The organism is Cellulomonas fimi, from assembly GCF_012952065.1.
GTDB lineage: Bacteria > Actinomycetota > Actinomycetes > Actinomycetales > Cellulomonadaceae > Pengzhenrongella > Pengzhenrongella fimi_A.
In genome coordinates this window covers 136,773-161,105 of the sequence record NZ_JABCJJ010000007.1, presented here as the reverse complement: position 1 = coordinate 161,105, position 24,333 = coordinate 136,773, and the positions used below count along the sequence as shown (strand labels likewise).

The following is a 24,333-nucleotide window of genomic DNA, read 5'->3' as shown; positions in this document are numbered from 1 at the left end:
AAGCCCGGACAACACCAACCGATGAACCACATGGCATCAACTACTTGGCACGCTGTTGAGTTCTCAAGGAACAGACGCGCATCGCCTTGGATCTCCCAACCCGCCGCGAGGCAACCGTTCAAACTTAGCCGAGCCGCTCCCCCTCGTCAAATCCCCTCTCGCAGCGGGATCGACCGGGGTCACCGGCTCAGAGCGCACCCGGACCCAGGCGCAGAGGCGCCTGACGGACGTGCTCGGGGTGGTCACCCTCCGGGACCAGCCACGCTGCGCGCTGAGAGGCGCTGCGGTGTCCGTTCCTCCCTGCCGGGCGACATCCAGAACAGTACGCAGCCCCTGCCGAGAGCGTCAACTCGCCGCGACGTGACGCCGGTCACCGCTTCCGTCGCAGGTCAGCGCGCTGAATCGCCTCGCCGGTGTGCCGTCGGCACCATCGGGCCGCAGGCGACCGGATCTCGTCACGAGCTCCGGGGCGCGGCTCAGTACAGCGCGCTCGCGAGCGCGCGTCGTGCGGGCGGCACACGCGGGTCGTCGGACCCCACGACGTCGAAGAGCTCGACCAGTCGCAGCCGCACACGGTCCCGCTCCGGGCCCGACGTCGCGCGGACCAGGTCCACCAGCCGCGCGAACGCGTCCTCGACCTTGCCGCCCAGCACGTCGAGGTCAGCCACCGCGAGCTGCGCGTCCACGTCGCCCGGGCTCGCGGCGGCCGCGTCCCGGACCGTCCGGGGGTCGACGTCCCGCGTCCGCTGCATGAGACCCACCTGAGCCAGTCCCGCGCGGGCCATGTCGTCGCGCGGGTTCTCGCGCAGGGCCTGCGAGTACGCGGCCGCCGCCGAGTCGAGGTCGTCACGCTCGATCGCGTCGTAAGCGGCCTGGTGCAACGGGGGCAGCGGCTCCTCCACGGGCTCGGGCTCTGCGGCGTTGGCCCCGGCGTCCTCGGTGCCGGCCGGAGCGGTTCCGGTCACGCCGTTGGCCGCGGCCGCCTCGAGGACCTGGTCGAGCACCGGGGCCACCTGCTCCGCGGGGTAGGCCCCCTGGAACAGCGGGACCGGCTGACCCGCCAGCACGGCGACGACCGACGGCACCTGCTGCACCTGGAACGCCGCGGCGATCTGGGGGTTGCTGTCGACGTCGACGCGTGAGAGCAGGAAGCGCCCGCCGTACTGGCCCGCCAGCGCACCGAGGCTGCTCGCCAGCTCGGTGCTCGCGGGGCTGCGAGAAGACCAGAGGAGCACCACCACGGGGTACTGCGTGGAGCTCTGGACGAGCTCCGGGAAGGTCGACTCGGTCGTGTCGACCACGTACGGTCCCGCGGCAGGTGCGCTTCCGGGCGCGCCGGGTGGCGGGGTCGTCGGCCGGCCGAGTGCGCCGAGGTCGACGGCACCGCGCACGTCCAAGCGCGAGGGCGGGCTGCTGGGCTGGCTCATGGTGTGTCTCCTGATCTTCTACCGGTCCGAGATGTCCGGTCAGGCGCCGGTGACGGACGTGCGGATGTGCTCGGCGCCCAGGACCTCGACGGGCGCCTGGACCCCGGCGGGCGGGACGTAGAAGGCGACGACGTCGGAGTACGTCACGCCGAGCGAGCTCCTGAGCTCGCTGCCCGGCGCGAGCGCGCCGCCCGAGACGGCGGCCAGCTCGGGCGGCAGCGGGAGCGTCGCCCCGCTGAAGGTGAGTGACGACGTCGTGGTCATGGCGGCGACGACGATCGCCCCGCCGTCCGCGGTCGAGAGCGCGAAGGTCTGGTCCGGCACGGCGGTGGAGATCTCCGAGAACGTGCCCGAGGCCTGCGCCGCCACCTGGGCGAGCGGCTCCCGCCCGGTCAGCAGGCCCTGACGGAAGGAGTCGGGGCCGGCGAACACCGAGGCGAACGCGGAGGCGTCGCCGTTGGTCAGGAGGTCGGCGTACTGCGACGCGACGTCGGCCGGCGCGACCACCAGTCCGGCGGCGTCGGGCGGCAGCGGCGTGCTGCCGACGTCCGCGGTCGCCGTGGCGGGCATCTGGACGCCCGGCAGGAGCCGTGCCCACCCCCACAGCATGTACTGGCTGCGTGGGCTCGCCTGCTGGAGCACGAGCAGGCGCGGGCTCGAGAGGTCGTCGGGCTGCTCGGTCACCACGAGCTGGACGCGCGGCCACTCCTGGGTGTTCGGCACGACGAGCGTCTGGGCGCTCGTCGGGACCGGCGTCAAGCCCTTCGCCCCAGCCGTGGCGCTCGTCACCGCGTACTCAGCGGTGCGGCTCGCGAGGGCCGGACCGGAGAGCCGCGCGTCGAGCCCGTCCGTGGAGAGCGCGGCGTCGGCCGTCGTGAGGGTCGCGCCGACGGCGTCGAGGACACGCTCCGCCTGCGCGGGCGTCACGGCCGGGGGCGGCACTGCCGGGACGTCGGCCGGCTGCGGCTCGGGCAGAGTCGGCGCGCACGCACTCAGCACGAGGGCAGCGACGGCCGCCCAGGCCGCCGCGCGTCGGCGCGTGCGGGTGGTGCGGTCCATCAGCTGTCCTTCCCACGTCGCTCGGGGTCTCCGGCACCGCGCCCGTCTCCTGGCCCGTCTCCTGGCCCGTCGCCTGATCGATGCCGCTCCGCTGCGGCGCCCTGGTCCGGCGCCTCCGCCGGTCCCGGCGCGCCCTGCTCCGCACCCGTCGCACCGGGGACGCCCCACGCCCGTCGCCAGGCATCGGCCCGGGAGCCCGCCGGGGCGGTCGACGACGAGCCGGGGCCGGCGGCTCCGGAGCCGGCGACGGGAGGGGTTCGTGGGGCGTCAGGACGGCTCGGCGCCGACGACGGCGCTCCCTCAGGAAGCGTCCCCCGGCGACCCACAGAGGTGGGTGCAGCCGCCGTCCGGCTCGGACGGGCGGGTGCCGGCTGGGGTGCCACCGGCTGCGGAGTCGTCGCGGACGAGCCGGTCCCCCGCCGTTGGTCCGCCGCCCGCACGGGCTCCGTCGCGGCCGGCAGGAAGGCGTCGCTCCGGCGCTCGGCCGAACCGCGTGCGTCGTCCCGCGGTGCGCCGTGCTGCAGTGCGTCCTGCTGCAGTGCGTCGTTTGTTCGTGCGGCGGAACCGGGTGGCGCGGCCTCGCGCGGGGCGACCTCGGGCGGGGTCGACTCGGGAGCCGCCGACGCCGGGCCGCCGGCTTGCGCGCGGAACCGGAGCGGGAGGCGTGGCCTCGTCGCGGCCGGCGTGGCGGCCGCAGCAGCGGCCGCAGCCTCCCGCAGCTGACGCCGGGTGAGGACCACGGTCGGGCGCTCGTCCGAGGTGGGCTGCGGACCGGGCGTGAGCGCCCGGACGCCGCTCGCCGCGGTGTCGGCGAGCGGTGCGGAGCCGCTCGCGACGACCACGGGCGTCGCGCCCGTGTCGACCGGGTGCCAGGTCGACGGGCCCGCCGGGCCGCGGCCCCGGCGCCACGCACGGGCGCCGAGCACGAGACCCGTCACGAGCAGGAGGCCGCCGACGACGAGCCCGGGGACGAGCCACGGCGTCGTGACGGTCTGCGGCCACGAGAGCCGCACGACCGGCGCCTGCGCGCCCTCGCCGACGCCCGCCGCGAGCAACGTCCATCGGCCCGGCTCGGGCGTCCACGTCAGCTCCGCGGTGGTCTCCCCCGTCGCCTGCTGGACCCACAGGTCGGAGCCGTCCGGGTCCGGGGCCGGCGTCGGCTCTGGTGCGGGTGCCGGAGCCGGCGCCTGGGCACCGTCCTCGACCGGCGCCTCGTCCGGGGCGTCCGCAGCGTCGGGGGCCGCCGGCCCGGTCCCCTCGACGGCTCGGGTGCTGAGCGTGCCGCCGTCCGCCAGCCCGGTCAGCAGGGTGTGCGCGTCGGAGCCGACCCAGCCGGCGACGTCGGGCTCCTTGCCGATCGCGAGCACGACCTTGGTGCCGCCCACGGCCTCGGCTGCGACGGTCACCGCGCCGCCGCCCAGCTCGAGCACGCCGGGCGCGGTCGCGACGAGCGTCCCGTCGGCGGAGGGCCGCGCGGACGCGACGAGCGTGTCCTCCGCCCGCCAGAGCGTCGCGGAGCCGACGCCGAACGCGATGGCGGCCAGGCCCAGCACGCTCAGGACGGCGGCGATCAGTCGTTGCAGCACGTACGAACCCTTCCGAAGACGACGCTCCAGGATAGGCGAGCGACGGTATCCGGGCAGACCAGGGCGCCCCGTCCGCTTCGAACCGCCCGCCATGACCCCACCGCACCCCGCACCGCGCGCGCACCGGCCGGCCCCGCCGGACCACCGGTCCGGACCGGACGTCGCAGAATCACCCGACCGATATCCTGATCGGCGTCGGTCGGCCGGTGCGCTCCAGCGCGACCTGCGCCGACGTCGATCGGCCCGAGTGCTCGTGCCTGCCCTGGAGGATGCTGTGCCCGACGACCGTCCGCCCTTCCCCGTGGTGAACTTCCGCGGCTACGAACGCGCCCCGGTGGACGCGCGCCTCCGCCAGCTCGAGCAGGCGCTCGCCGACGCCCGTGCCCAGGTCGAGGCGCTCGACGGCAAGACGATGCAGGTCGCGGGTGAGCTCTCCGAGGCGCACCGGCAGCTGCGCGAGGCCGAGCGGCCCACGTACTCGGGCCTGGGATCCCGGATCGAGCAGCTCCTGCGGTCGGCCGAGGAGCAGTCGTCCGACGTCATGTCGCAGGCGAACGCGCAGGCGGCGGACGCGCTGGCCCGGGCGAAGCTGGCCGCCGGCCAGCTGCGCGGGCGCGCCGAGAACGAGGTCGGCGAGCTGCTCGCGACGGCGCGTCGCGAGGCCGAGGAGGTGCGGACCACCGCTGCGGCCGAAGCCGAGAGCACCCTGACCGGCGCGCAGCGCCGCGCCGAGGAGCTGGTCGGGTCGGCCGAGCGGGAGGCCGCGCGGATCCAGAGCGCGACCACGACCGAGGAGAGCGAGCGTCGCACCGGCCTCGAGCGCGAGCTCGGCACGCTGCGCGCGACCGTCGAGCGCGAGACCACCGAGCTGCGTGTCACCACCGAGTCCGCGGCGGCCGAGCTGCGCAGCCGCACCGAGGCGGAGACGACGGCGATGCGCGCGGAGGCCGAGCGGTACGCGCAGGACCTGCGGCAGTCGGCCGACTCGGACACGACGGCGCTGCGGCAGCGGGTCGACAGCGAGCTCGCGGCCCTGCGCAGCGGCGCCGAGCAGCATGCGGCGCAGCTCCGGTCGACGACAGAGGCCGAGGTGGCGGACTTCCGCCAGCGGGTCGAGTCCGAGGCGGCGACGCTGCGCGCCGACGCCCAGCAGTACGCGGACGGGCTCCGGGCCGGCGCCGACCGCGACGCCGCCGCGCTCCTGCAGCGAGCCACGACCGAGGCGGCTGCCCTCCGCGCCGAGGCGGACCAGTACGCCGCCTTCGTCCGCGCCACGGCCGACCGCGAGGTCGCAGAGATCAGGGCCGCCGTCGCCGACGAGAGCGCGGCAGCCCGCACCGAGGCCGAGCAGGACGTCACCACCCTCCGGGCCGACGCCGAGCACTATGCCGCCGAGCTTCGGGGGACCGCGGAGCGCGAGTCGTCCGAGCTGCGCGCAGCGGCCGAGCTCGAGAGCACGCACCTGCGCGAGACCGCGGAGCGCGAGGTCGGCGAGCTCCGTGCCGTCGCCGCGCGCGAGACGGCCGACCTGCGGGCCGCCGCCGAGCGCGAGACGACCGAGCTGCGCGAGAGCACGCGGCTCGAGGTCGAGCGGCTGCTCACCGACGCGCGGCGGTCAGCCGCCGAGCACACCGCGGAGGCGAGGTCCGAGGCCGACGACGCGCTGCAGCGTGCGCGTCAGGCCCTCGCCGACGCCGATCTCCAGATCGCGACCCGCCGCGAGGAGGCGGAGCGGGCGGACGCCGAGCGGCACGAGACCGCGCGCGCCGAGACCGAGCGGCTGGTGCGGGACTCCGAGGCGCACGCGGCCGAGGCCGAGCAACGGGTCGTGCGGGCTCTCGAGCACGCCGAGCAGGTCCGTCGCGACACGGACGCGCACGCCAAGGAGCTCCTGTCGAACGCGCGACGCAACGCCGACCGCGTCGTCACCGAGGCACGCGAGTACGCCGAGAAGAACCTGTCCGACGCGATGATCGAGGCCGAGCGGGAGCGCACCACGGCGCAGCGGCAGGTCGAGGACCTCAACCGGCAGCGCGAGTCGATCACGTCCTACCTCGACGAGCTGCGCAACCTGCTGGGGCACGACCCGCAGCCCAGCCGGGCGGTCCTCGAGCGCGCCGCCGAGGCGGAGCAGACCTTCGAGACGTCGGCATCGGCGCCTGCTGCGCCCGGCGGGTCGGGGCCGAGGCAGCCGCGGGAGAACGTCGGCGCGAAGGGCGCGACGAAGTCCGGTGCAGCCGCCAGGCCGGCGAAGGGGCGGCCGGCACCGATCTCCGCCGCGACGCCGCAGGTCGCCCCGCAGGCCGGTCCTGCCGAGGAGCCGGACGCGACCGAGGCGACCACGTCCGACAGCGCGGCCGCGGGCGCGGACGACGGGCGCGGGACGGTCGACGAGGAGGCCGACGCGACCGAGGCGACCGGCACGGGCGGGTCCGGGGACGCGACCGGCGCGCCGGACGTGTCGGGCGAGGCACAGCCGGACACGGAGCCCGCGCACGACGGGACGGCGACGCACCCGTCCCGATGACGGACGACTGGGCGACCCGCCGACGGGACGCCGCAGCCGAGCACGCCGCCGCGCTCGAGCGTCGGCGCGCCGCCGAGACGCTCCGAGCGCGTGCGCTGATCGCGGAGTTCGTCCGGGAGGCCACCGCCCGCCGGGTGCCGGCACGTCCGCTCTCGGCGCGCAGCCACGACGGTCGCGCCCGGTACCGCACCCCGCTGCGCGGCTGGTACCTCCGGATGGACGAGAGCGTGGCGGTCGGGACCGACGGCGAGTTCTACGTCCTGACCGTGCCACCGAGCCTCGCCGCTCGGTTCCGTGGCGCCCGCCCGACGCCCGACGACCCGCCGCTCGTGCTCGGCAAGGGCGGCCGCGACGGGGACTCGATCGACCTCGGCGACGCGCTCGCCCGTGTGCTGGAGCAGCACGGCTCGCCCGGTCGCTGAGCGGCTCCGCGGCTCGTCCGAGCAGCGGCGGTCGGATCCTGGCGGATCCTGGCGGGTGCCTGGCGGGTGCCTGGCGGGTGCCTGGCGGGTGCCGGTCAGCGCCGGCCAGCGCCGCTCAGCCGCAGTCAGCTCCCGTCGGCCCGGAGCGCGAGCCGGTCCAGCGCCGCCGCGACGGGCTCGGGCTCCTCGATGCTGGTCATGTGCCCTGCCCGCGGCACCACGACGACCTCGGCAGCGGGGAGCGCCTGTGCCAGGTGCCGGGCCGCGGACGGCGGCGTGACGTCGTCCTCCGCGCCCACGAGCACGAGGGCCGGCCCCGTGAACCGTGCCAGCACGCTCGTCCGGTCGGGGCGAGCTGCCATCGCGCGCTGGGACCAGGCCACGCCGACGGGACCCTGGCTCCGGATCCACTGCTCGAGCCGGTCCACCAGGTCCGGTCGCGCCACCCGGTTCGTCTCACCCAGCAGCGCACGCCGCATCCCCAGCACCGCCGCGACCTCTCCCTCGGCGACCACCGTGTCGGCGATGCGCAGCCGGTTGGCGCGCGCGGCGTCGTCGTCGGCCGTCGATTTGGTGTCCAGCAGACCCAGGCCGGCGACCAGGTCCCGGTGACGCTCGACGAGGGCCATCGCGACGTACCCGCCCATCGAGAGCCCCGCGATCGCCGCGCGCTCGATGCCCGCGGCGCGCAGCGTCGCGGCGACGGCGTCGGCGGCCACGTCGAGGGACGGCTCGGACGGGGCGCCGAGCGCGCCCGCGACGTCCTCACCCGAGGGCGACGAACCGAGCCCCGGCAGGTCCGGCGCCACGACGGTGCGCTCGCCGGGCAGCAGGTGGACGACGTCGTCCCACATCCGGTGGTCGAGCGGGAACCCGTGCAGCAGCACGAGAGGCATGCGGGCCGGGGGCCCGTCGCGATAGGTGTGCAGCGCGAGCAGGCCGTCGATCGTCATGAGCTCTCCTTCGCCGTCGGGCGCGAGCCTACCCACCGACGTCGTCGCGCAGGCGGCGGCGTCGGCGTCGGGTCAGCGGGCAGCGGGGTCAGCGCCGGCGGCCGCGGGCGTCCCAGCACGAGCGGTGCCAGTGCCGTCGGTCCGCGAGGGCCGACTCCGCCCCGAGCAGCCCCTCGGCCGGCCACGCGACCACGTGCCCCGCACCGGGCGCGATCAGCTGCTGGCAGCCCGGGCAGCGGTACGACTTCGTCGAGCCCGTGACCGTCTGGACCGTCCACGAGCCGTCGGGCGCGTCCTCCGTCCGCCGGCCGCCGAGCGCGCGCTGCACGTCGACGGGCGCAGGCTCGCCGCCCCACGGACGCCGCTTGGACCTCCTGCCGCTGGGCATGGCCCCTCCCCCCTCCGATCGAGACTGCCGTCCGTGCGTCGCGCGGGTCAGGCCAGCTCGCGCGCGAGCTCGACCGGCGGCACGGAGCCGGTCCGGAGCAGCTCGCGGTACCAGTACGCCGAGTCCTTCCAGGTACGCACCTGCGTCCCGTAGTCGACGTGGATGATGCCGAACCGCCGCTCGTAGCCGTACCCCCACTCGAAGTTGTCGAGCAGGGACCACACGAAGTAGCCCCGGACGTCCGCACCGGCGTCGATCGCCGACCCGACCGCGGCGAGGTGGTCGTGCAGGTAGGCGACACGCTGCGGGTCGTGGACGCGGCCGTCGGGCGTGACCTCGTCGGTGAACGCGGCGCCGTTCTCCGTGACCATGAGCGGCTGATCGGGGTAGCGCTCACGCAGCCCGACGAGCAGCTCGGTCATGCCGTTCGGGTCGATGTTCCAGCCCATGGCGGTGTACGGGCCCGGCTGGGTGAGGAAGTCGACGTCGTCCGCACCGACCCACGGGGACGCGGCCGAGTCGCCGTGACCGTCCGCCTGCACGCGCTCACCCTCACCGGCGTGGTGCCGGACCCGGTTCGTCGAGTAGTAGTTGACGCCCAGCACGTCGATCGGGACGCGGATCGTCGCCAGGTCGCCGTCGTGCACGAACGACCAGTCCGAGACGTGCGCCGTGTCCGCGAGGAGGTCGTCGGGGTAGGCGCCGTCGAGCAACGGCCCGAGGAACGCGCGGTTGCCGACCGCGTCGATCCGGCGGACGGCGTCGAGGTCGGCCGCCGACGTCGGGTCGTCGGGCCGGACGACGTGCAGGTTGAGGGTGATCGAGAGTCGCGCGTCGTCCCCCAGCACCCCGCGGATCGCCCGGGCCGCGAGGCCGTGCGCGAGGTTGAGGTGGTGCACCGCAGCGAGCGCCGCGGCGTCGTCGGTCCGGCCGGGCGCGTGCACGCCGGACGCGTAGCCGAGGTAGGCCGAGCACCACGGCTCGTTGAACGTGGTCCAGACGGTGACCCGGTTGCCGAGCTCGCGCGCCATGCGCTCCGCGTAGGCCCCGAACCGGACCGCGGTCTCGCGGTTGGCCCAGCCGCCCTCGTCCTCGAGCTCCTGCGGGAGGTCCCAGTGGTACAGGGTCACGACCGGCTGGATCCTGGCCTCGACCAGCGCGTCGACCAGCGCCGAGTAGAACGCGAGGCCCTCGGCGTTGAACTTTCCCGACCCGCCCGGCTGGACGCGTGACCACGAGACCGAGAACCGGTACGCCCGCAGGCCGATCGCCCGCATGTGCGCCAGGTCGTCGCGCCAGCGGTGGTAGTGGTCGACCGCGACGTCACCCGTGTCGCCGTTGAGCGTCCTTCCCGGGGTGTGGCTGAAGGTGTCCCAGATGGACGGGCCGCGGCCACCCTCCGAGGCCGCGCCCTCGATCTGGTACGCGGCCGTCGCCGACCCCCACACGAAGGTGTCGGGGAAGCTCCGGGACGGCGTCACCGCTCGACCCACTGCCCTGCGCGCAGTACGGCCTGCGGGACGAGGTCGGCGTCGACCACGACGACGTCCGCACGCCGGCCGCGCTCGAGAGCACCGACGTCCGTGCGACCGAGCACCTCGGCGGGCGTCACGCTGGCGGCGCGCACCGCGTCGGCCAGGGGGACCCCCGCAGCCACCGCGGACCGCACGACGTCGACGAGGTGCGCCGTGCCGCCCGCGATCGCGTCGCCGTCCGCGAGGCGCGCCACGCCTTCGGCGACCCGCACCCGCATCGGGCCGAGGTCGTAGGTGCCGTCGGGCATGCCGGCGGCCGCCATCGCGTCCGTCACCAGGGCGATCGACCCCGGGCCGACGAGGTCGAACACCGTGCGCACGATCCCCGGAGCCAGGTGGGTGCCGTCGGCGATGAGCTCGACCACCAGCTCGCCGCGACCCGCAGCCGCCAGGCATGCGGCGATCGGCCCGGGGTCGCGGTGGTGCAGCGGACGCATCCCGTTGAACAGGTGCGTCGCGGTCGGGCGACGGGAGCGCGCCGTGTCCGCCGCAAGGGCGTCGCGCGACGCTGCGACCGCCCGCTCGACCTGGTCGAAGGACGCGTCCGTGTGGCCGATCGACGGCACGGCCCCGGCGCGCGCGAGCGCCTCGATCACCCCGCCGGGCCCGACGACGTCCTCGACCTCGGGGGCGACCGTCATCGACACGAGGTGCCCCCGCGCGGCGTCCGCGATCCGGCGCACGAGCTCCGGGTCCCCGGGGCGCATGTCGGCCGGGTTCTGGGCGCCGCAGCGCGCGTGCGAGAGGAACGGCCCCTCCAGATGGATGCCGACCAGGTCGCCGGTGTCGGCCACGTCCGCCAGGAGGGCGGCGCGCTCCACGAGCGTCGCCGGGTCGGCCGTGACCAGGGACGCCAGCATGCTCGTCGTGCCGTGGCGCAGGTGCTCGCGGACCGCCCCTCGCGCGGTCCCGACGTCGGCCGAGTCCGGGAAGCTCGCGCCGCCGCCTCCGTGGTTGTGCAGGTCGACGAGTCCGGGAAGCAGCGTGGTGCCACCTGTGGGTGGGTCGGTCGCCCCGACCACCTCGGACAGTGCGGGCGGAGCGGTCGCGCTCGCGATGTCACCGACCCAGACGATCCGCGCCCCCTCGACGACGACGGCGCCGTCCTCGATCACGCGGTCCGGGGTGACGACACGGCCGCGCAGGACGAGCGGGGCGGCGGGTTCGGTCATGGGGCCATCATGGCGCACGCGCACGGTCAGAACAGGCGGGCGTCGACGTCGTCGAGCCCCCGCATGGCGTCGTAGTCGAGCACGAGGCAGCCGATCCCGCGGTCCGTCGCGAGCACGCGGGCCTGCGGCTTGATCTCCTGCGCCGCGAAGACGCCTCGCACCGGCGCCAGGAGCGGGTCGCGGTTGAGCAGCTCGAGGTAGCGGGTGAGCTGCTCGACGCCGTCGATGTCACCGCGACGCTTGATCTCGACCGCGACGGTGCCACCCGAGGGGTCCTTGGCGAGGATGTCGACGGGCCCGATGGCGGTCGGGAACTCGCGGCGGACCAGGCTGTGCCCTGTGCCGAGAAGCTGGATCTGGGCAGCGAGCATGGCCTGGAGGTGCGCCTCGACACCGTCCTTCACGAGCCCGGGGTCGACGCCGAGCTCGTGGGCGGAGTCGTGCAGGACCTCGTGGAGCTCGATGACCAGCCGGTCGTCGCTCTTGGCGTGCTGCACCGTCCACACCTGCTCCACGCCGCGCGCTGCCGCATCGGCGTCCGGCGTCGCGACGGCCAGCGTGCACGGCGGGCTCATCCAGTTGAGCGGCTTGTAGGAGCCGCCGTCCGAGTGGAGCAGGACGCTGCCGTCGGCCTTGACGAGCACGAGGCGCGTGGCGAGCGGCAGGTGGGCGTTGAGCCGGCCGGAGTAGTCGGCCGAGCACCTGGCGACGACCAGACGCACGAGGGTGCCTTCCTTCGGTATCGCGGAACGGGCTGACGCGCTGTCTGCCAGGACGAGGTCGCTCAGACGAGCCGGGCGACGTCGCTGGGCGGAGCGGCCTCGAGCCAGGACGTGAGGCCGGCGTACGCACCGGGCGACATCGTCAGCTCGAGCTCGGCGTCCCGGTGCCGACATCGGACGAGGTACAGGTCGGGACGGCCCGCGGCCTCCATCGAGTCGCGGCCGAGGACCTCGAGCTCGCTCCGCTCCCAGGACCGAGCGGGCCGCGGGGACAGCGACCACGACCGCCACCAGTCGAGCCGCCCGGCCCCGTACTGCGCGATCCCCGCGGACCACGCGCCGCCCGGCGGCTGGGCCGGCCGGGCGGCGCACACGAACGACCCGACCCGACCCGAGAGCGTGCGCAGGCGCGATGCTCCGAGCCCGAACGTCACGACGACGGCGAGCACGAGTGCGCCCACCGCCACCTCGACGATCGTGAGGGCCACTGCGCGCTCCGGCTCAGCGCGTCGACGCGCCGGCCGTCATGGACACGGCGTCCGCGACGATCGTGACGCGGTCGTGGTCCACCGAGAGGAACCCGCCGTCGATCGTGCCGCGGATGCCGGCGCCGGAGACCGGCGTGATCCGGACCTCCCCCGCCCGCAGCACGGCGAGCACGGGCGAGTGCCCGGGCAGGATGCCGATCTCGCCCTCGGACGCGGGTGCGCTGACCATGCTCGCCTGGCCCGACCAGATCTTGCGGTCGGCCGCCACGAGGTCGACGTCCAGCTGTGCCACGGGTGCTCCTTCGTTGTCCGGTACGCGTCGGTCGGGGGACGACGTCAGACGCCGTACTCCTTCTGGATCCGGGCCCAGTTCCGCTCGAGGTCCTCGAGCCCACCGATGTTGAAGAACGCCTGCTCGGAGATGTGGTCGAACTCCCCGTCGGCGATCTTCGTGAACGCCTCGATCGTCTCCGCCATGGGGACGGTCGAGCCAGGCACGTTGGTGAACTGCTCGGCCATGTAGGTGTTCTGCGAGAGGAACTGCTGGATGCGCCGCGCCCGGCCGACGACCGTCTTGTCCTCCTCCGACAGCTCGTCGACACCGAGGATCGCGATGATGTCCTGGAGCTCCTTGTTGCGCTGCAGGATCTGCTTCACGCGCGTCGCCGCGTCGTAGTGCGCCTGACCCACGTACCGCGGGTCGAGGATGCGCGACGTCGAGGCGAGCGGGTCGACGGCCGGGTACAGACCGCGCGAGGCGATCTCGCGCGACAGCTCGGTCGTCGCGTCGAGGTGCGCGAACGTCGTCGCGGGAGCCGGGTCGGTGTAGTCGTCCGCCGGGACGTAGATCGCCTGGAGCGACGTGATCGAGTGACCGCGCGTCGAGGTGATCCGCTCCTGCAGCTGACCCATCTCGTCGGCGAGGTTCGGCTGGTAGCCGACCGCGGACGGCATCCGGCCGAGCAGCGTCGACACCTCGGAGCCGGCCTGCGTGAACCGGAAGATGTTGTCGATGAAGAGCAGCACGTCCTGCTTCTGCACGTCGCGGAAGTACTCCGCCATCGTGAGGGCGGACAGGGCGACGCGCAGACGCGTGCCCGGCGGCTCGTCCATCTGACCGAAGACCAGGGCCGTCTGCTTGATGACGCCCGACTCGGTCATCTCCTCGATGAGGTCGTTGCCCTCACGGGTGCGCTCGCCCACGCCGGCGAACACCGACACACCGCTGTGGTTGTTCGCGACGCGGTAGATCATCTCCTGGATGAGGACCGTCTTGCCGACGCCCGCGCCGCCGAACAGGCCGATCTTCCCCCCGAGCACGTACGGCGTGAGCAGGTCGATGACCTTGATGCCCGTCTCGAACATCTGCGTCTTCGACTCGAGCTGGTCGAAGCTCGGCGCCTTGCGGTGGATCGGCCAGCGCTCGGTGACCTCGAGCTTCTCGCCGGGCTGGAGGTTGAGCACCTCGCCGGTCACGTCGAAGACGTGGCCGAGCGTCACGTCGCCGACCGGCACGCTGATCGGCCCGCCGGTGTCCGTGACGACGGTGCCGCGCACGAGGCCGTCGGTGGGCTTCAGCGCGATCGCCCGCACCATCGAGTCACCGAGGTGCTGGGCGACCTCGAGCGTCATGGTCAGGAGGCCGCTGCCCTCGCCCTCACCCTGCCCCGAGAGGTCGATGTCGACCTTGAGCGCGTTGTAGATCTCCGGGATGGCGTCCGCCGGGAACTCGATGTCCACGACGGGGCCGATCACGCGGGCGACGCGACCCTGGGCGGGCGCGCCCGCGCGGTCGGCCGCAGCTTCGGTTGCGGTGGCAGTCATGTGTCTCTCGCTTCGCTCGACCGGAGCGTGCCCCGGTGGGTCTGTGCGTGGTGCTCTGCGTGGTGCTGTGGTCGGTCTGGTCGCCGAGGCGTGTCGCCCCGCGCTGCCAGGGTCAGGAGGCGAGCGCGTCGGCCCCCGACACGATCTCGCTGATCTCCTGGGTGATCTCGGCCTGGCGAGCCTGGTTCGCCAACCGGGTGTAGTCGCGGATGAGGTCCTCGGCGTTCTCCGTCGCGGTGTGCATCGCCCGCTGGCGCGCGGCCAGCTCGGACGCGCCCGCCTGGAGCAGGCAGCTGTAGATCCGGCTGCGGACGTACCGCGGCAGGAGCGCGTCCAGCACGTCCTCCGGCGACGGCTCGAAGTCGTACAGCGGCAGCGCCTCGGCCTTCGAGGCAGGTGCGACACCCTCGACGACCTCGAGCGGCAGCATGCGGATGACCCGCGGCACCTGCGTCACCATGTTGACGAACTGCGTGAACACGATGTGCAGCTCCGCGACTCCGCCCTCGTCCGACGGTGCCAGGAACCGCGCCAGCAGCGTGTCGGCGATGTCCTCGGCCACGTCGTAGGTCGGGGCGTCCGACTGGCCGACCCAGCTCTGGGCGATCTCCCGCCCGCGGAACGTGTAGTAGGAGACGGCACGGCGGCCCGTCAGGAAGAGCACGACCTCCTTGCCCTCGGCCACCAGCTGGTCGACGAGCTTCTCCGCCTCGCGGATGGCCGAGGCCGAGTAGGCGCCGGCCATGCCGCGGTCGGACGTGGCGACGAGCACCGCGACACGGTTCGTGTCGCGACGCTCCGTCGTCAGGGGATGCGCGATGTCCGAGTGCGTCGCCACCGCCGACACCGCCCGGGTCAGCGCGCGGGCGTACGGCGTGGACGCCGTCACACGCGCGCGCGCCTTCCCGATGCGGGACGCCGCGATGAGCTCCATCGCACGGAAGATCTTCTTCAACGACTGAGTCGACCGGATCCGTTGCCGGTAGACGCGCTGCTGGCCCGCCATGCTCAGGCCTTCTTCTGCCGGACGATCTGCTCCTGCTCGACCTCGACGGCCTCGTCCTCGTCGTCGCCGCCCACCAGCGGGGTGCCGTCACCCTTGAGGAAGCGGTCGCGGAACTTCGTGACGGCCGCGTCGAGCGCCGCCTCGGTGTCGTCCTCGAGCTTGCCGGTCGTCCCGATGGTCGTCAGGACGTCGGTGTTCCGCCGCAGGTGGTCCAGCAGCTCGGACTCGAAGCGACGCACGTCCTCGATCGGGACGTCGTCGAGCTTGCCCTTGGTGCCGGCCCAGATGGACGCGACCTGGTCCTCGACCGCGAACGGCGAGTACTGCGGCTGCTTGAGGAGCTCCATGAGCCGGGCCCCTCGAGTCAGCTGGGCCCGCGAGGCGGCGTCCAGGTCCGAGGCGAACATCGCGAACGCCTCGAGCGACCGGTACTGCGCCAGGTCGAGCTTCAGCGTGCCGGAGACCTTCTTCATGGCCTTGACCTGCGCCGAACCACCGACGCGCGACACCGAGATGCCGACGTCGACGGCCGGACGCTGGTCGGCGTTGAACAGGTCCGACTGCAGGAAGATCTGACCGTCGGTGATCGAGATGACGTTCGTCGGGATGTAGGCCGACACGTCGTTCGCCTTGGTCTCGATCATGGGCAGACCGGTCATCGAGCCCGCACCGAGCTCGTCGTTCAGCTTGGCGCAGCGCTCGAGCAGACGCGAGTGCAGGTAGAAGACGTCACCGGGGTACGCCTCACGGCCCGGCGGGCGGCGCAGCAGCAGCGACACGGCGCGGTAGGCCTCCGCCTGCTTCGACAGGTCGTCGAAGATGATCAGGACGTGCTTGCCGTCGTACATCCAGTGCTGCCCGATGGCCGAGCCGGTGTACGGCGCGAGGTACTTGAACCCCGCCGGGTCGGAGGCAGGGGCGGCGACGATCGTCGTGTACTCGAGAGCGCCCGCGTCCTCGAGCGCACCGCGGACCGCCGCGATGGTCGAGCCCTTCTGCCCGATGGCGACGTAGATGCAGCGCACCTGCTTCGACGGGTCGCCGCTCTCCCAGTTCGCCTTCTGGTTGATGATCGTGTCGATCGCGATCGCCGTCTTGCCGGTCTGGCGGTCGCCGATGATCAGCTGACGCTGGCCACGGCCGATCGGGATCATCGCGTCGATCGCCTTGAGACCGGTCTGCAACGGCTCATGCACGCTCTTGCGCGCCATGACGCCGGGGGCCTGCAGCTCGAGCGCACGGCGGCCGACGGTCTCGACCTCACCGAGGCCGTCGATCGGGTTCCCGAGCGGGTCGACGACCCGGCCGAGGTACCCGTCACCGACGGCGACCGAGAGCACCTCGCCCGTGCGGCGGACCTCCTGGCCCTCCTCGATGCCGGTGAACTCGCCCAGGACGACGACGCCGATCTCGCGCACGTCCAGGTTCAGCGCCAGGCCGAGCGTGCCGTCCTCGAACCGCAGCAGCTCGTTGGCCATCGCGCCGGGCAGGCCCTCGACCTGTGCGATGCCGTCGCCCGCCAGGGTCACGCGGCCGACCTCTTCGGTGACGGCGCCCTTCGGCTCGTAGGACTGCACGAAGCTGTCCAGCGCGGCCCGGATCTCGTCCGGCCGGATCGTCAGCTCAGCCATTGCTCTTCTCCTGTCGTGACCGCACGGGGAGGGCGGTCGTCACGTTCTGGGTGCGGTGCGGCGGTGGGCCGACCGTCAACTGGCAAGTCGCCGTCGGGCGTCGTCGAGCCGGGACAGCACGGTCGCGTCGACGACGTCGGACCCGACCTGGATCCGCAGACCGCCGACCACCGCCTCGTCCACGGTGACGTTGAGCTTCACGGGGCGTCCGTAGGCGCGGGCGAGGATGCCCTCGAGACGGTCCTGCTGGGTGACGCTCAGCCCGGATCCCGTCGTGACGGCGGCGACGAGCCGCTGACGACGTGCGGCGCTCAGCTCACCGACGTGCCCGAGCGTCGCTGCGAACCGCCGGCCCCGCGGCGAGGCCGTGGCACGCCGTGCGATCGCCGCGGTCACGGGAGAGGTGCGCCCGGCCAGGATCTGGTCGATCAGGGCCAGCCGCCGCTCGACCGCCACCGACTCGTCGGCGAGCGCGCGGCGCGCCTCCCGCTGACCGACCAGTGCCCGGGTGAGCCGGAACAGCTCGTCCTCGACCCGGACCTGCTCGCCGCCCGCCTCGGCCGAGGCGATCAGGGCGTGGAAGCCCAGCTCCTCCAGCGCGGTCGCGAGGTCGGGCTCCGCCGACCACCGCGACCGCACCATGTCGCTGACGAGCTCGACGACCTGCGGGTCGGCGTCCGCCAACAGCTGACGAACCACGCCCGCCTTGGCGTCACCGTCGATCGACGGGTCGGTCAGGGTGCGCCGCAACGAGCCGGAGCTGTCGAGAGCGTCGACCACGGCGAACAGCTGCTCGCCGAGCCCCGCCGCCTGTGCACCGGCAGCACCGAGCACCGGCTCGAAGCGCTCGGCGGCCCGCTCCAGGGAGACCCGACTCGTCCCGCGCATCACTTCCCCTTGCCGGCGTCCGCCGTGATGGACGCCTCGAGCTCGTCGAGGAACCGGTCGACGACGCGCGACTGACGCACCTGGTCGTCGAGCGCCTCACCGACGATCTTGGAAGCGAGCTGGGTCGCGAGCGTCCCGACCTCCGCGCGGAGCGAGACGACGGCCTGCTGGCGCTCGGCCTCGATCTGCCGCTGCGCCGTCTCCAGGATGCGCTCGGCGTCGGCCCCGGCCTTGGCGCGGAGCTCGGCCACGATGGCCGCTCCCTCGCCGCGGGCGTCCTCGCGGATGCGGGCTGCCTCGGCGCGGGCCTCGGCCAGCTCCTGCGTGTGGCGGGCGAGCGCCGCCTCGGCCTCGGCCTGAGCCGACTCGGCCTTGGCGATGCCGCCCTCGATGCGCTCCGTCCGCTCGTCCAGCACCGCCGTGAACTTCGGCAGGACGACCTTGTAGAACAGGATCGCGATCGGGATGACGACCACGAGCGACCAGAGGATGTCGTAGGACGCCGGCACGAACAGCCTGATCCCGTCGATCTCCCCGGAACCCTTCGCGGCGAGCACGGCGCCGACGGTGGAGAGGGCTGACATCACGCCGAGGGGAAGAGGAAGCCGGCGATGAGACCGAGCAGGGCCAGCACCTCGACGAAGGCCACACCGATGAACATGGTGGTGCGCAGCTGGCCGGCGACCTCAGGCTGCCGGGCGATGCCCTCGACCGTCTTGCCGATGAGGATGCCGAGACCGATGCCAGGGCCGAGCGTCGCGAGGCCGTAGCCGATGGTCGCGACGTTCCCGACGACCTCGGCGAGGATGGTGGAGTCCGCCATGGGTTGTTCCTTCCGTTGGCGCCCTGTGCAGGGCAGTGAACAGCAGAGCAGGTGAACAGCAGAGCAGGTGAACGGCAGAGGGTGGTGCAGAGCGTGCGCCCGCCAGGCGCACAGGTCAGTGCGCCTCCGTGGAGAGGTTGATGTAGACCGCGGCGAGCAGCGTGAAGATGTATGCCTGCAGTGCGGCGACGAGCAGCTCGAACAGCGTGAAGGCGAAGCCTGCCGCGAGCGAGAGCGCGCCGATCGCCTTGATCGCCCCCGTGGCCTCGAAGAAGAAGAACTGGGTCGCGGCGAAGGACAGCACCAGGAGCAGGTGGCCGGCGATCATGTTGGCCGTGAGCCGGATCGCGAGCGTCGCCGGTCGGAAGAGGAAGACCTGGAGGATCTCGATCGGCGTGATCAGCAGGTACAGCACGGGCGGCACGCCGGGCGGGAACAGGTTCGACTTCAGGAAGGCGCCCACCCCGTGGTGCGCCTTGACGCCGGCCGCCAGGTACACCACGTACACCCACGCGGCCAGGACGAGCGGCAGCCCCATGAGCGAGGTGCCGGCGATGTTGAGCAGCGGGATGACACCCGTGATGTTGAACGCGAGGATCGCGAAGAACAGCGTGGTCAGCATGGGCACGTAGCGCCTCGAGTCCTTGCCCAGGACCTCCTGCGCGATGTTCACGCGGACGAAGTCGAGCGCCATCTCGGCCACGCCCTGACCTCGGCCGGGCACGAGCGAGACCCGGCGCGAGGCGGCCCAGAACAGCAGGCACAGCGCGACGGCCCCGATCACGCGGACCAGCATGATCCGGTTGAACTCGAAGAGGGTGCCCTCGAAGGCGATCACGCCGGGGAAGAACTCGGCAATCGTCGGCGCCTTGAAGCCGCCCCCGCTCTCACCGGCGGCGGCAAGAAGTCGTGTCGTCGCAGCGGTGTACAGAACGAGCTCCTCGGGGTCGTGCGGGCGGCGGTCGACGCCGCGTCTGCGCATGCGGACCGACGGACCTGGCCGTCTTGGATCGCCTGAAGCCTAACGTACTCGAGCCACTGATCCTGACGTGCGGCTCAGGAGTGTGTTCGGACGGACTACTCGCCGACCGGCGGCTCGACGTAGGGGATCCGTGCGGCGCGCACGGCCCGGAAGTCGAGGAGCACCGACCCCAGCACGCCGACCAGCAGGACGACGGCGAGCACGACCCGGTCGTAGAACGTCTGGTCGCGGAGCAGCGCGAGCACCGCCACGAGCACCACCATCTTGGCGAGCCAGCCGCCGAGCACGACGGCAGCCGTCGTCTGGGCGCTCGAGGCCGCGGTGACGAGCATCGAGACCACCGTGGTGCCCGAGAAGACCAGGGTCAGCACGACGCCCAGCACGGCTCCCCACACCCCGGGCACCCCGGCGGTGAGGTAGCCCACCGCGAGGCCGAGCACGGCGACCACCGCGACGAGGACGAGCATGTCGCGCAGGGCGGTCCGGAAGACCGCGCGTGCAGCCTCGGACCCGGGCAGGCCCGCGGGGCCCGCGCCCTGCGTCCCACTGCGGCCCGCGTGATCGCCCCGGGGCGGGCCCGACGGGGTCGGCTCGACCGGTGCGGCCGGGTCTGGGGTGGTCATGGGGTGTTCCCTTCGTCGAGGTGGCCGGCGCGGTCACGTCCGCGCAGCGGCCCGAGCGTGAGCAGGACGGCGACGACCGCCGCCGCCGCGAGCGTCCACAGGACCGTGGTCGTCGGCAGCAGGACCAGGGCGGCCGCACCGAACGCGAACACCGCGGTCCAGAGGTACATGATGACGACCGCACGCCGGTGCGAGTGGCCCAGGGCGAGCAGCCGGTGGTGCAGGTGCATACGGTCCGGGTGGAACGGCGACCTCCCCGCGCCGACCCGCCGGATCACCGCCAGGCCCATGTCGAGCAGCGGCAGCAGGAGCACCGCGATCGGCAGCAGGATGGGCAGGAAGGCGGGGATCGTCTGGCGAGCGGTGACCACGGCCGGGTCGATCTGCCCGGTGACCACGATGGTGGCCGCCGCGATGACGAGACCGATCAGCATCGAGCCCGAGTCGCCCATGAAGATGCGCGCCGGGTAGAAGTTGTGCGGCAGGAACCCGAGGCATGCTCCCACGAGCGCCGCCATCGCGAGCGTGGCGAGGTTCGAGACGTCCGTCGGGCTCGCCTCGCGCGTGAGCAGGTAGGTGTACACGAAGAACGCGGTTCCGCCGATGGCGATCATCCCGGCAGCCAGCCCGTCGAGCCCGTCCACGAAGTTCACCGCATTCATGGCGACGACCACGGTCAGCACCGTGAGGAAAAGCCACGTGCGGTCCGAGGACGCGAACAGTGCGCTGCCGATCGGGAGCTGGAAGAGCAGCACCCGGGACCAGGCGAGGAACCCCGCCGCGAGCACCTGCCCGACGAGCTTGGTGATCCAGTCGAGGTCCCAGATGTCGTCCGCGACACCGAGCAGGCAGACCATCGTCGCCGCCCCGAGGATTCCCCACGCCTGCCGCGAGTCCGCGAAGACCCCGGCGAGGAAGGGGATCTGGCTCGCGACCGCGAAGGCGACGGCCAGGCCCGCGAGCATCGCGATCCCACCGAGGCGCGGCGTCGGGACCGCGTGGACGTCGCGGTCACGCACCGCCGTGATGGCCCCGACGCGGAGCGCGACCCAGCGCGCGACGGGGGTGACGAGGTAGGTGACCGCCGCGGCGATCAGCAGGACGAGCAGGTAGACCCTCACCCGGCGTCGTCCTCGCCTTCCATCGGGGCGACCGCGCGCAGCGTCGCGAGGTCGATCGCGCCCGCGCGCACGAGGCGCAGGGTGCCGCCGGTCGCGTCGACGATCGTCGACGCGACGCCGCCCGGGGCGGTGCCCGCGTCGAGGTACACGGCGACGGCGTCGCCCAGCTGGTCCACGGCGTCGCGCGCGCTCAGCGCGGCGGGACCGCCCGTCCGGTTGGCGCTCGACACGGCCATGGGGCCGGTCCGGCGCAGCAGCGCGAGCGCCGCCGGGTGGTCGGGCATCCGCAGCGCCACCGTGCCGCGCGTCTCGCCGAGGTCCCACGCGAGCGAGGGCTGCGCGTGGCAGATCACCGTGAGACCGCCGGGCCAGAACGCGGCGACCAGCTCGCGGACCGAGACCGGGACCTGCGTGGCCAGGCCGTCGAGCGTCCGGACGTCGGGCACGAGCACGGGCGGCGGCATCTGCCGGCCGCGTCCCTTCGCCGCGAGGAGCGCGGCCACTGCGGGCGGCGAGAACGCGTCCGCCCCGATGCCGTACACGGTGTCGGTCGGGAGCACGACGAGCCCGCCGCGGCCGACCACGTTGACCGCCTCGTCGAGAGCAGCCCCCCAGGTGTTGGGGTCCGACACGTCGTGCAGTCGGTCGTACGCGCTCACGACGGCGAGTGTTCCACGTCGACGGGACCCGTCGTGCCACCACCGGCGGCGAGGCGGCAGGCCACGACCATGCGCGGCCGGCCGGCGAGGTCCACCGACGTCCGAGCCGGGGTGAACGCACCGGTCGCGTCGACGGCCGCCCGGGCCGCCTCGTCCTGGACCTCCGCGTGCTCCATCACGAGCAACCCGCCCGGCCGCAGCAGCCGCGCCGCCGCGGCGACGATCCCGCGCGGCACCTCGAGCCCGTCGGCGCCGAGGCCGTACAGCGCGACGGCCGGGTCGTGCTCGGCCACCTCGGGGTCGACCGGGACGGCGCCGGGCGGGACGTAGGGCGGGTTGGACACCACCACGTCGACCGTGCCGTCGAGCTCGCGCAGCGCGGTGCGCGCGTCCCCCCGGTGCAGCACCGCGGCCCCCGCGACCGTGCCGGCGAGGGCGGCGACGTTGCGGGCCGCCCAGGCGTGGGCGTCGGCGTCGAGCTCGACCGCGTGCACGACGGCGCCGGGCACCTCGTGCGCGACGGCGAGCGCGATCGCGCCCGAGCCCGTGCAGAGGTCCACGACGAGCGCCTCGCCGCGCAGCCGGACCGCCTCGCGGGCGGCCGCGACGGCGACCTCGGCGACCTGCTCGGTCTCGGGTCGCGGCACGAACACCCCCGGCCCGACGGCGAGCTCGATCCCACGGAACGGAGCCGAGCCCGTCAGGTGCTGGAGCGGGATGCGGGCCGACCGGTGGGCGAGGAGCTCCGCCAGGCGGTCCAGCTCCGGCGGAGCGTCCCGACCCAGCGCGGCGGCAGTGCGGAGCTCGCCGCGCCCCACGCCGAGGAGGTGCGCGGCGAGGAGCTCGGCGTCGGCGCGCGGGGACGGGACCCCGGCGGCGGCGAGCACCACCTCGGCGTCGCGCAGCACGGCACGCAGCGGTCGACCGACCGCGCCCGCAGCGGGCTCCGCCACCTCGTCACCCACGCGCCGCCGCGTGGGCCGCACGACGCCGTCGGGCAGGCTCACGCGCCCGCCGCCGCGAGCCGCGCGGCCTCGTCGGCCTCGACCGCCGACCGCACCACGGGGTCCAGGTCACCGTCGAGGACGGCGTCGAGGTTGTACGCCTTGTAGCCGGTCCGGTGGTCGGCGATCCGGTTCTCGGGGTAGTTGTACGTCCGGATGCGCTCGGACCGGTCGACCGTGCGGACCTGCGACCGGCGAACCTCCGACGCCGCCGCCGCCTCCGCCTCGGCCTGCGCGGCCAGCAGGCGGGCACGGAGCACCCGCATCGCCTGCTCGCGGTTCTGGAGCTGCGACTTCTCGTTCTGCATCGACACGACGATGCCGGTCGGCACGTGCGTGATGCGCACGGCCGAGTCCGTCGTGTTGACCGACTGCCCACCGGGGCCCGACGAGCGGTAGACGTCGATGCGCAGGTCGTTCGCGTCGATCGCGACCTCACCCGGGTCGTCGACCTCCGGCAGCACGACGACGCCGGCCGCCGAGGTGTGGATCCGTCCCTGGGACTCGGTCACGGGGACGCGCTGGACGCGGTGGACCCCGCCCTCGTACTTGAGCGACGCCCAGACGCCGTCCGCCGGGTCGGCCGGGCCGCCTCCGCGCGACTTCACGGCGACCTGGACGTCCTTGTAGCCGCCGAGGTCGGACTCGGTCGTCTCGATCAGCTCGGCCTTCCAGCCGCGCCGCTCGGCGTACCGCAGGTACATGCGCAGGAGGTCGCCCGCGAACAGCGCCGACTCCTCGCCGCCCTCCCCCGCCTTGATCTCGAGGATGACGTCGCGCGCGTCGTCGGGGTCGCGGGGGACCAGCACGCGGCGCAGCCGCTCGGCCGCCTCGTCGGCGGCCGCCTGCAGCGCCGGGAGCTCGGCCGCGAACGTCTCGTCCGTCTCGGCGATCTCGGTCGCCTCGCTCAGGTCCTGGTTCGCCTGGTGCCACGCGCGGTAGGCGCCCACCACCCGGCCGAGCTCGGCGTAGCGGCGGCCCAGCGTGCGCGCGCGGCCCGCGTCGGCGTGGACCGCCGGGTCGGCGAGCTGCGTCTCGATCTCGGCGTGCTCGGCCAGCATCGGCTCGACCGCCGCGAACGTCTCGCTCATGTCACCCCTTCGTCGGACCGGACCTCAGCAGGTGGATCTGCCAGGACAGACAACAGCGCCGGTGGCCCCGGGTGCCGCCATGGAGGGCGACGCCCCGGGATCACCGGCGCTGTGAGGTCGCTACTTCGCCGCAGCGTCCTTCTTGCCGTACCGGGCCTCGAACCGGGCCACGCGGCCACCGGTGTCGAGGATCTTCTGCTTGCCCGTGTAGAACGGGTGGCACGCGCTGCACACGTCGGTGTGGATCTCGCCGGACGTCTGGGTCGAGCGCGTCGTGAACGTGTTGCCGCAGGTACAGGTGACCGTCGTGGCCACGTACGCGGGGTGGATGTCCTTCTTCACAGGGGGCTACTCCTCGGTTGCTGCCCCGGGTCCCGTGCGCGGACGCGCTCAGGTGAACCG

The 24,333-nt window shown here is 73.7% G+C and carries 25 protein-coding genes; 2 read left to right on the top strand and 23 right to left on the bottom strand.

The annotated features are described in order from the left end of the window. Positions 1 to 476 precede the first annotated feature (476 nt). From HIR71_RS06980 to HIR71_RS06970, 3 genes are read right to left on the bottom strand one after another with little or no spacing between them, the layout of a single operon-like run. The gene (locus HIR71_RS06980; RefSeq protein ID WP_169324327.1) at positions 477 to 1,427 is read right to left on the bottom strand and encodes a tetratricopeptide repeat protein; all 951 of its coding nucleotides are present in this window, start codon (positions 1,425 to 1,427) and stop codon (positions 477 to 479) included. 39 nt (positions 1,428 to 1,466) lie between these two features. Then, positions 1,467 to 2,486, bottom strand: coding sequence for a DUF8094 domain-containing protein (locus HIR71_RS06975; protein WP_169324326.1), 1,020 nt, complete (start codon positions 2,484 to 2,486; stop codon positions 1,467 to 1,469). Beyond that, positions 2,486 to 4,072 carry a hypothetical protein gene (locus HIR71_RS06970; protein WP_169324325.1) on the bottom strand — a complete coding sequence of 529 codons (1,587 nt, stop codon included), beginning with the start codon at positions 4,070 to 4,072 and terminating at the stop codon, positions 2,486 to 2,488. The genes HIR71_RS06975 and HIR71_RS06970 overlap by 1 nt, the downstream gene beginning before the upstream one ends. 274 nt (positions 4,073 to 4,346) lie before the next feature. Between HIR71_RS06970 and HIR71_RS06965 the strand changes: the two genes are divergently transcribed. Both HIR71_RS06965 and HIR71_RS06960 read left to right on the top strand, forming a co-directional pair. After that, on the top strand, positions 4,347 to 6,599 hold the full coding sequence (locus HIR71_RS06965; protein WP_211373869.1) for a coiled-coil domain-containing protein: 2,253 nt from the start codon (positions 4,347 to 4,349) through the stop codon (positions 6,597 to 6,599). Continuing rightward, on the top strand, positions 6,596 to 7,021 hold the full coding sequence (locus HIR71_RS06960; RefSeq protein WP_169324324.1) for a hypothetical protein: 426 nt from the start codon (positions 6,596 to 6,598) through the stop codon (positions 7,019 to 7,021). Before HIR71_RS06965 ends, HIR71_RS06960 begins: the two co-directional genes overlap by 4 nt. 125 nt (positions 7,022 to 7,146) lie before the next feature. Here the strand turns inward: HIR71_RS06960 and HIR71_RS06955 are convergent, their stop codons facing one another. The 20 genes from HIR71_RS06955 to rpmE form a co-directional block, all read right to left on the bottom strand. Next, positions 7,147 to 7,974, bottom strand: coding sequence for an alpha/beta fold hydrolase (locus HIR71_RS06955; RefSeq protein ID WP_169324323.1), 828 nt, complete (start codon positions 7,972 to 7,974; stop codon positions 7,147 to 7,149). An 88-nt stretch (positions 7,975 to 8,062) separates the two neighbouring features. Further along, on the bottom strand, positions 8,063 to 8,362 hold the full coding sequence (locus HIR71_RS06950) for a hypothetical protein (protein ID WP_169324322.1): 300 nt from the start codon (positions 8,360 to 8,362) through the stop codon (positions 8,063 to 8,065). A 47-nt stretch (positions 8,363 to 8,409) separates the two neighbouring features. Then, entirely contained in the window at positions 8,410 to 9,843 is a 1,434-nt protein-coding gene (locus HIR71_RS06945) for a GH1 family beta-glucosidase (RefSeq protein ID WP_311836148.1), read from the bottom strand. Further along, a complete protein-coding gene (locus tag HIR71_RS06940; protein ID WP_169324320.1) occupies positions 9,840 to 11,069 on the bottom strand; it encodes an N-acetylglucosamine-6-phosphate deacetylase in 1,230 nt (409 codons plus the stop codon). The genes HIR71_RS06945 and HIR71_RS06940 overlap by 4 nt, the downstream gene beginning before the upstream one ends. A gap of 26 nt (positions 11,070 to 11,095) precedes the next feature. Then, a complete protein-coding gene (nucS, locus tag HIR71_RS06935; protein ID WP_169324319.1) occupies positions 11,096 to 11,791 on the bottom strand; it encodes an endonuclease NucS in 696 nt (231 codons plus the stop codon). Between the two features lie 62 nt (positions 11,792 to 11,853). Beyond that, positions 11,854 to 12,279, bottom strand: a complete 426-nt coding sequence (locus HIR71_RS06930; protein ID WP_311836147.1) for a DUF2550 domain-containing protein — start codon at positions 12,277 to 12,279, stop codon at positions 11,854 to 11,856. A gap of 13 nt (positions 12,280 to 12,292) precedes the next feature. Further along, positions 12,293 to 12,571 (bottom strand): F0F1 ATP synthase subunit epsilon, encoded by a 279-nt coding sequence (locus tag HIR71_RS06925; protein ID WP_169324318.1) that lies wholly within the window; start codon positions 12,569 to 12,571, stop codon positions 12,293 to 12,295. 44 nt (positions 12,572 to 12,615) lie between these two features. Beyond that, positions 12,616 to 14,103 (bottom strand): F0F1 ATP synthase subunit beta, encoded by a 1,488-nt coding sequence (gene atpD / locus HIR71_RS06920; RefSeq protein WP_169324317.1) that lies wholly within the window; start codon positions 14,101 to 14,103, stop codon positions 12,616 to 12,618. 112 nt (positions 14,104 to 14,215) lie between these two features. Continuing rightward, positions 14,216 to 15,109 (bottom strand): F0F1 ATP synthase subunit gamma, encoded by an 894-nt coding sequence (locus tag HIR71_RS06915; protein WP_169324316.1) that lies wholly within the window; start codon positions 15,107 to 15,109, stop codon positions 14,216 to 14,218. A gap of 2 nt (positions 15,110 to 15,111) precedes the next feature. Continuing rightward, positions 15,112 to 16,740 (bottom strand): F0F1 ATP synthase subunit alpha, encoded by a 1,629-nt coding sequence (gene atpA, locus HIR71_RS06910; protein WP_169324315.1) that lies wholly within the window; start codon positions 16,738 to 16,740, stop codon positions 15,112 to 15,114. Positions 16,741 to 16,815: 75 nt separating this feature from the next. Then, positions 16,816 to 17,628 (bottom strand): F0F1 ATP synthase subunit delta, encoded by an 813-nt coding sequence (locus HIR71_RS06905; protein WP_169324314.1) that lies wholly within the window; start codon positions 17,626 to 17,628, stop codon positions 16,816 to 16,818. After that, positions 17,628 to 18,212 carry a F0F1 ATP synthase subunit B gene (locus HIR71_RS06900; RefSeq protein ID WP_169324313.1) on the bottom strand — a complete coding sequence of 195 codons (585 nt, stop codon included), beginning with the start codon at positions 18,210 to 18,212 and terminating at the stop codon, positions 17,628 to 17,630. Before HIR71_RS06900 ends, HIR71_RS06905 begins: the two co-directional genes overlap by 1 nt. Then, the gene (atpE, locus tag HIR71_RS06895) at positions 18,212 to 18,451 is read right to left on the bottom strand and encodes an ATP synthase F0 subunit C (RefSeq protein ID WP_169324312.1); all 240 of its coding nucleotides are present in this window, start codon (positions 18,449 to 18,451) and stop codon (positions 18,212 to 18,214) included. Before atpE ends, HIR71_RS06900 begins: the two co-directional genes overlap by 1 nt. 115 nt (positions 18,452 to 18,566) lie before the next feature. Continuing rightward, complete coding sequence (gene atpB, locus HIR71_RS06890) at positions 18,567 to 19,433, bottom strand: F0F1 ATP synthase subunit A (protein ID WP_169324311.1); 867 nt, start codon at positions 19,431 to 19,433, stop codon at positions 18,567 to 18,569. Between the two features lie 95 nt (positions 19,434 to 19,528). After that, positions 19,529 to 20,056 carry a hypothetical protein gene (locus HIR71_RS06885; RefSeq protein WP_249051637.1) on the bottom strand — a complete coding sequence of 176 codons (528 nt, stop codon included), beginning with the start codon at positions 20,054 to 20,056 and terminating at the stop codon, positions 19,529 to 19,531. Continuing rightward, positions 20,053 to 21,177, bottom strand: a complete 1,125-nt coding sequence (locus HIR71_RS06880) for a glycosyltransferase family 4 protein (protein ID WP_169324310.1) — start codon at positions 21,175 to 21,177, stop codon at positions 20,053 to 20,055. Before HIR71_RS06880 ends, HIR71_RS06885 begins: the two co-directional genes overlap by 4 nt. Continuing rightward, positions 21,174 to 21,836: an L-threonylcarbamoyladenylate synthase gene (locus tag HIR71_RS06875; RefSeq protein WP_311836146.1), complete on the bottom strand. Its 663-nt coding sequence runs from the start codon at positions 21,834 to 21,836 to the stop codon at positions 21,174 to 21,176. Before HIR71_RS06875 ends, HIR71_RS06880 begins: the two co-directional genes overlap by 4 nt. Further along, positions 21,833 to 22,741 (bottom strand): peptide chain release factor N(5)-glutamine methyltransferase, encoded by a 909-nt coding sequence (gene prmC / locus HIR71_RS06870; protein WP_169324346.1) that lies wholly within the window; start codon positions 22,739 to 22,741, stop codon positions 21,833 to 21,835. The genes HIR71_RS06875 and prmC overlap by 4 nt, the downstream gene beginning before the upstream one ends. 98 nt (positions 22,742 to 22,839) lie before the next feature. Beyond that, positions 22,840 to 23,931 carry a peptide chain release factor 1 gene (gene prfA / locus HIR71_RS06865; protein ID WP_169324309.1) on the bottom strand — a complete coding sequence of 364 codons (1,092 nt, stop codon included), beginning with the start codon at positions 23,929 to 23,931 and terminating at the stop codon, positions 22,840 to 22,842. A 120-nt stretch (positions 23,932 to 24,051) separates the two neighbouring features. Next, positions 24,052 to 24,273: a 50S ribosomal protein L31 gene (gene rpmE / locus HIR71_RS06860; protein WP_169324308.1), complete on the bottom strand. Its 222-nt coding sequence runs from the start codon at positions 24,271 to 24,273 to the stop codon at positions 24,052 to 24,054. Between the last annotated feature and the right edge of the window lie 60 nt (positions 24,274 to 24,333).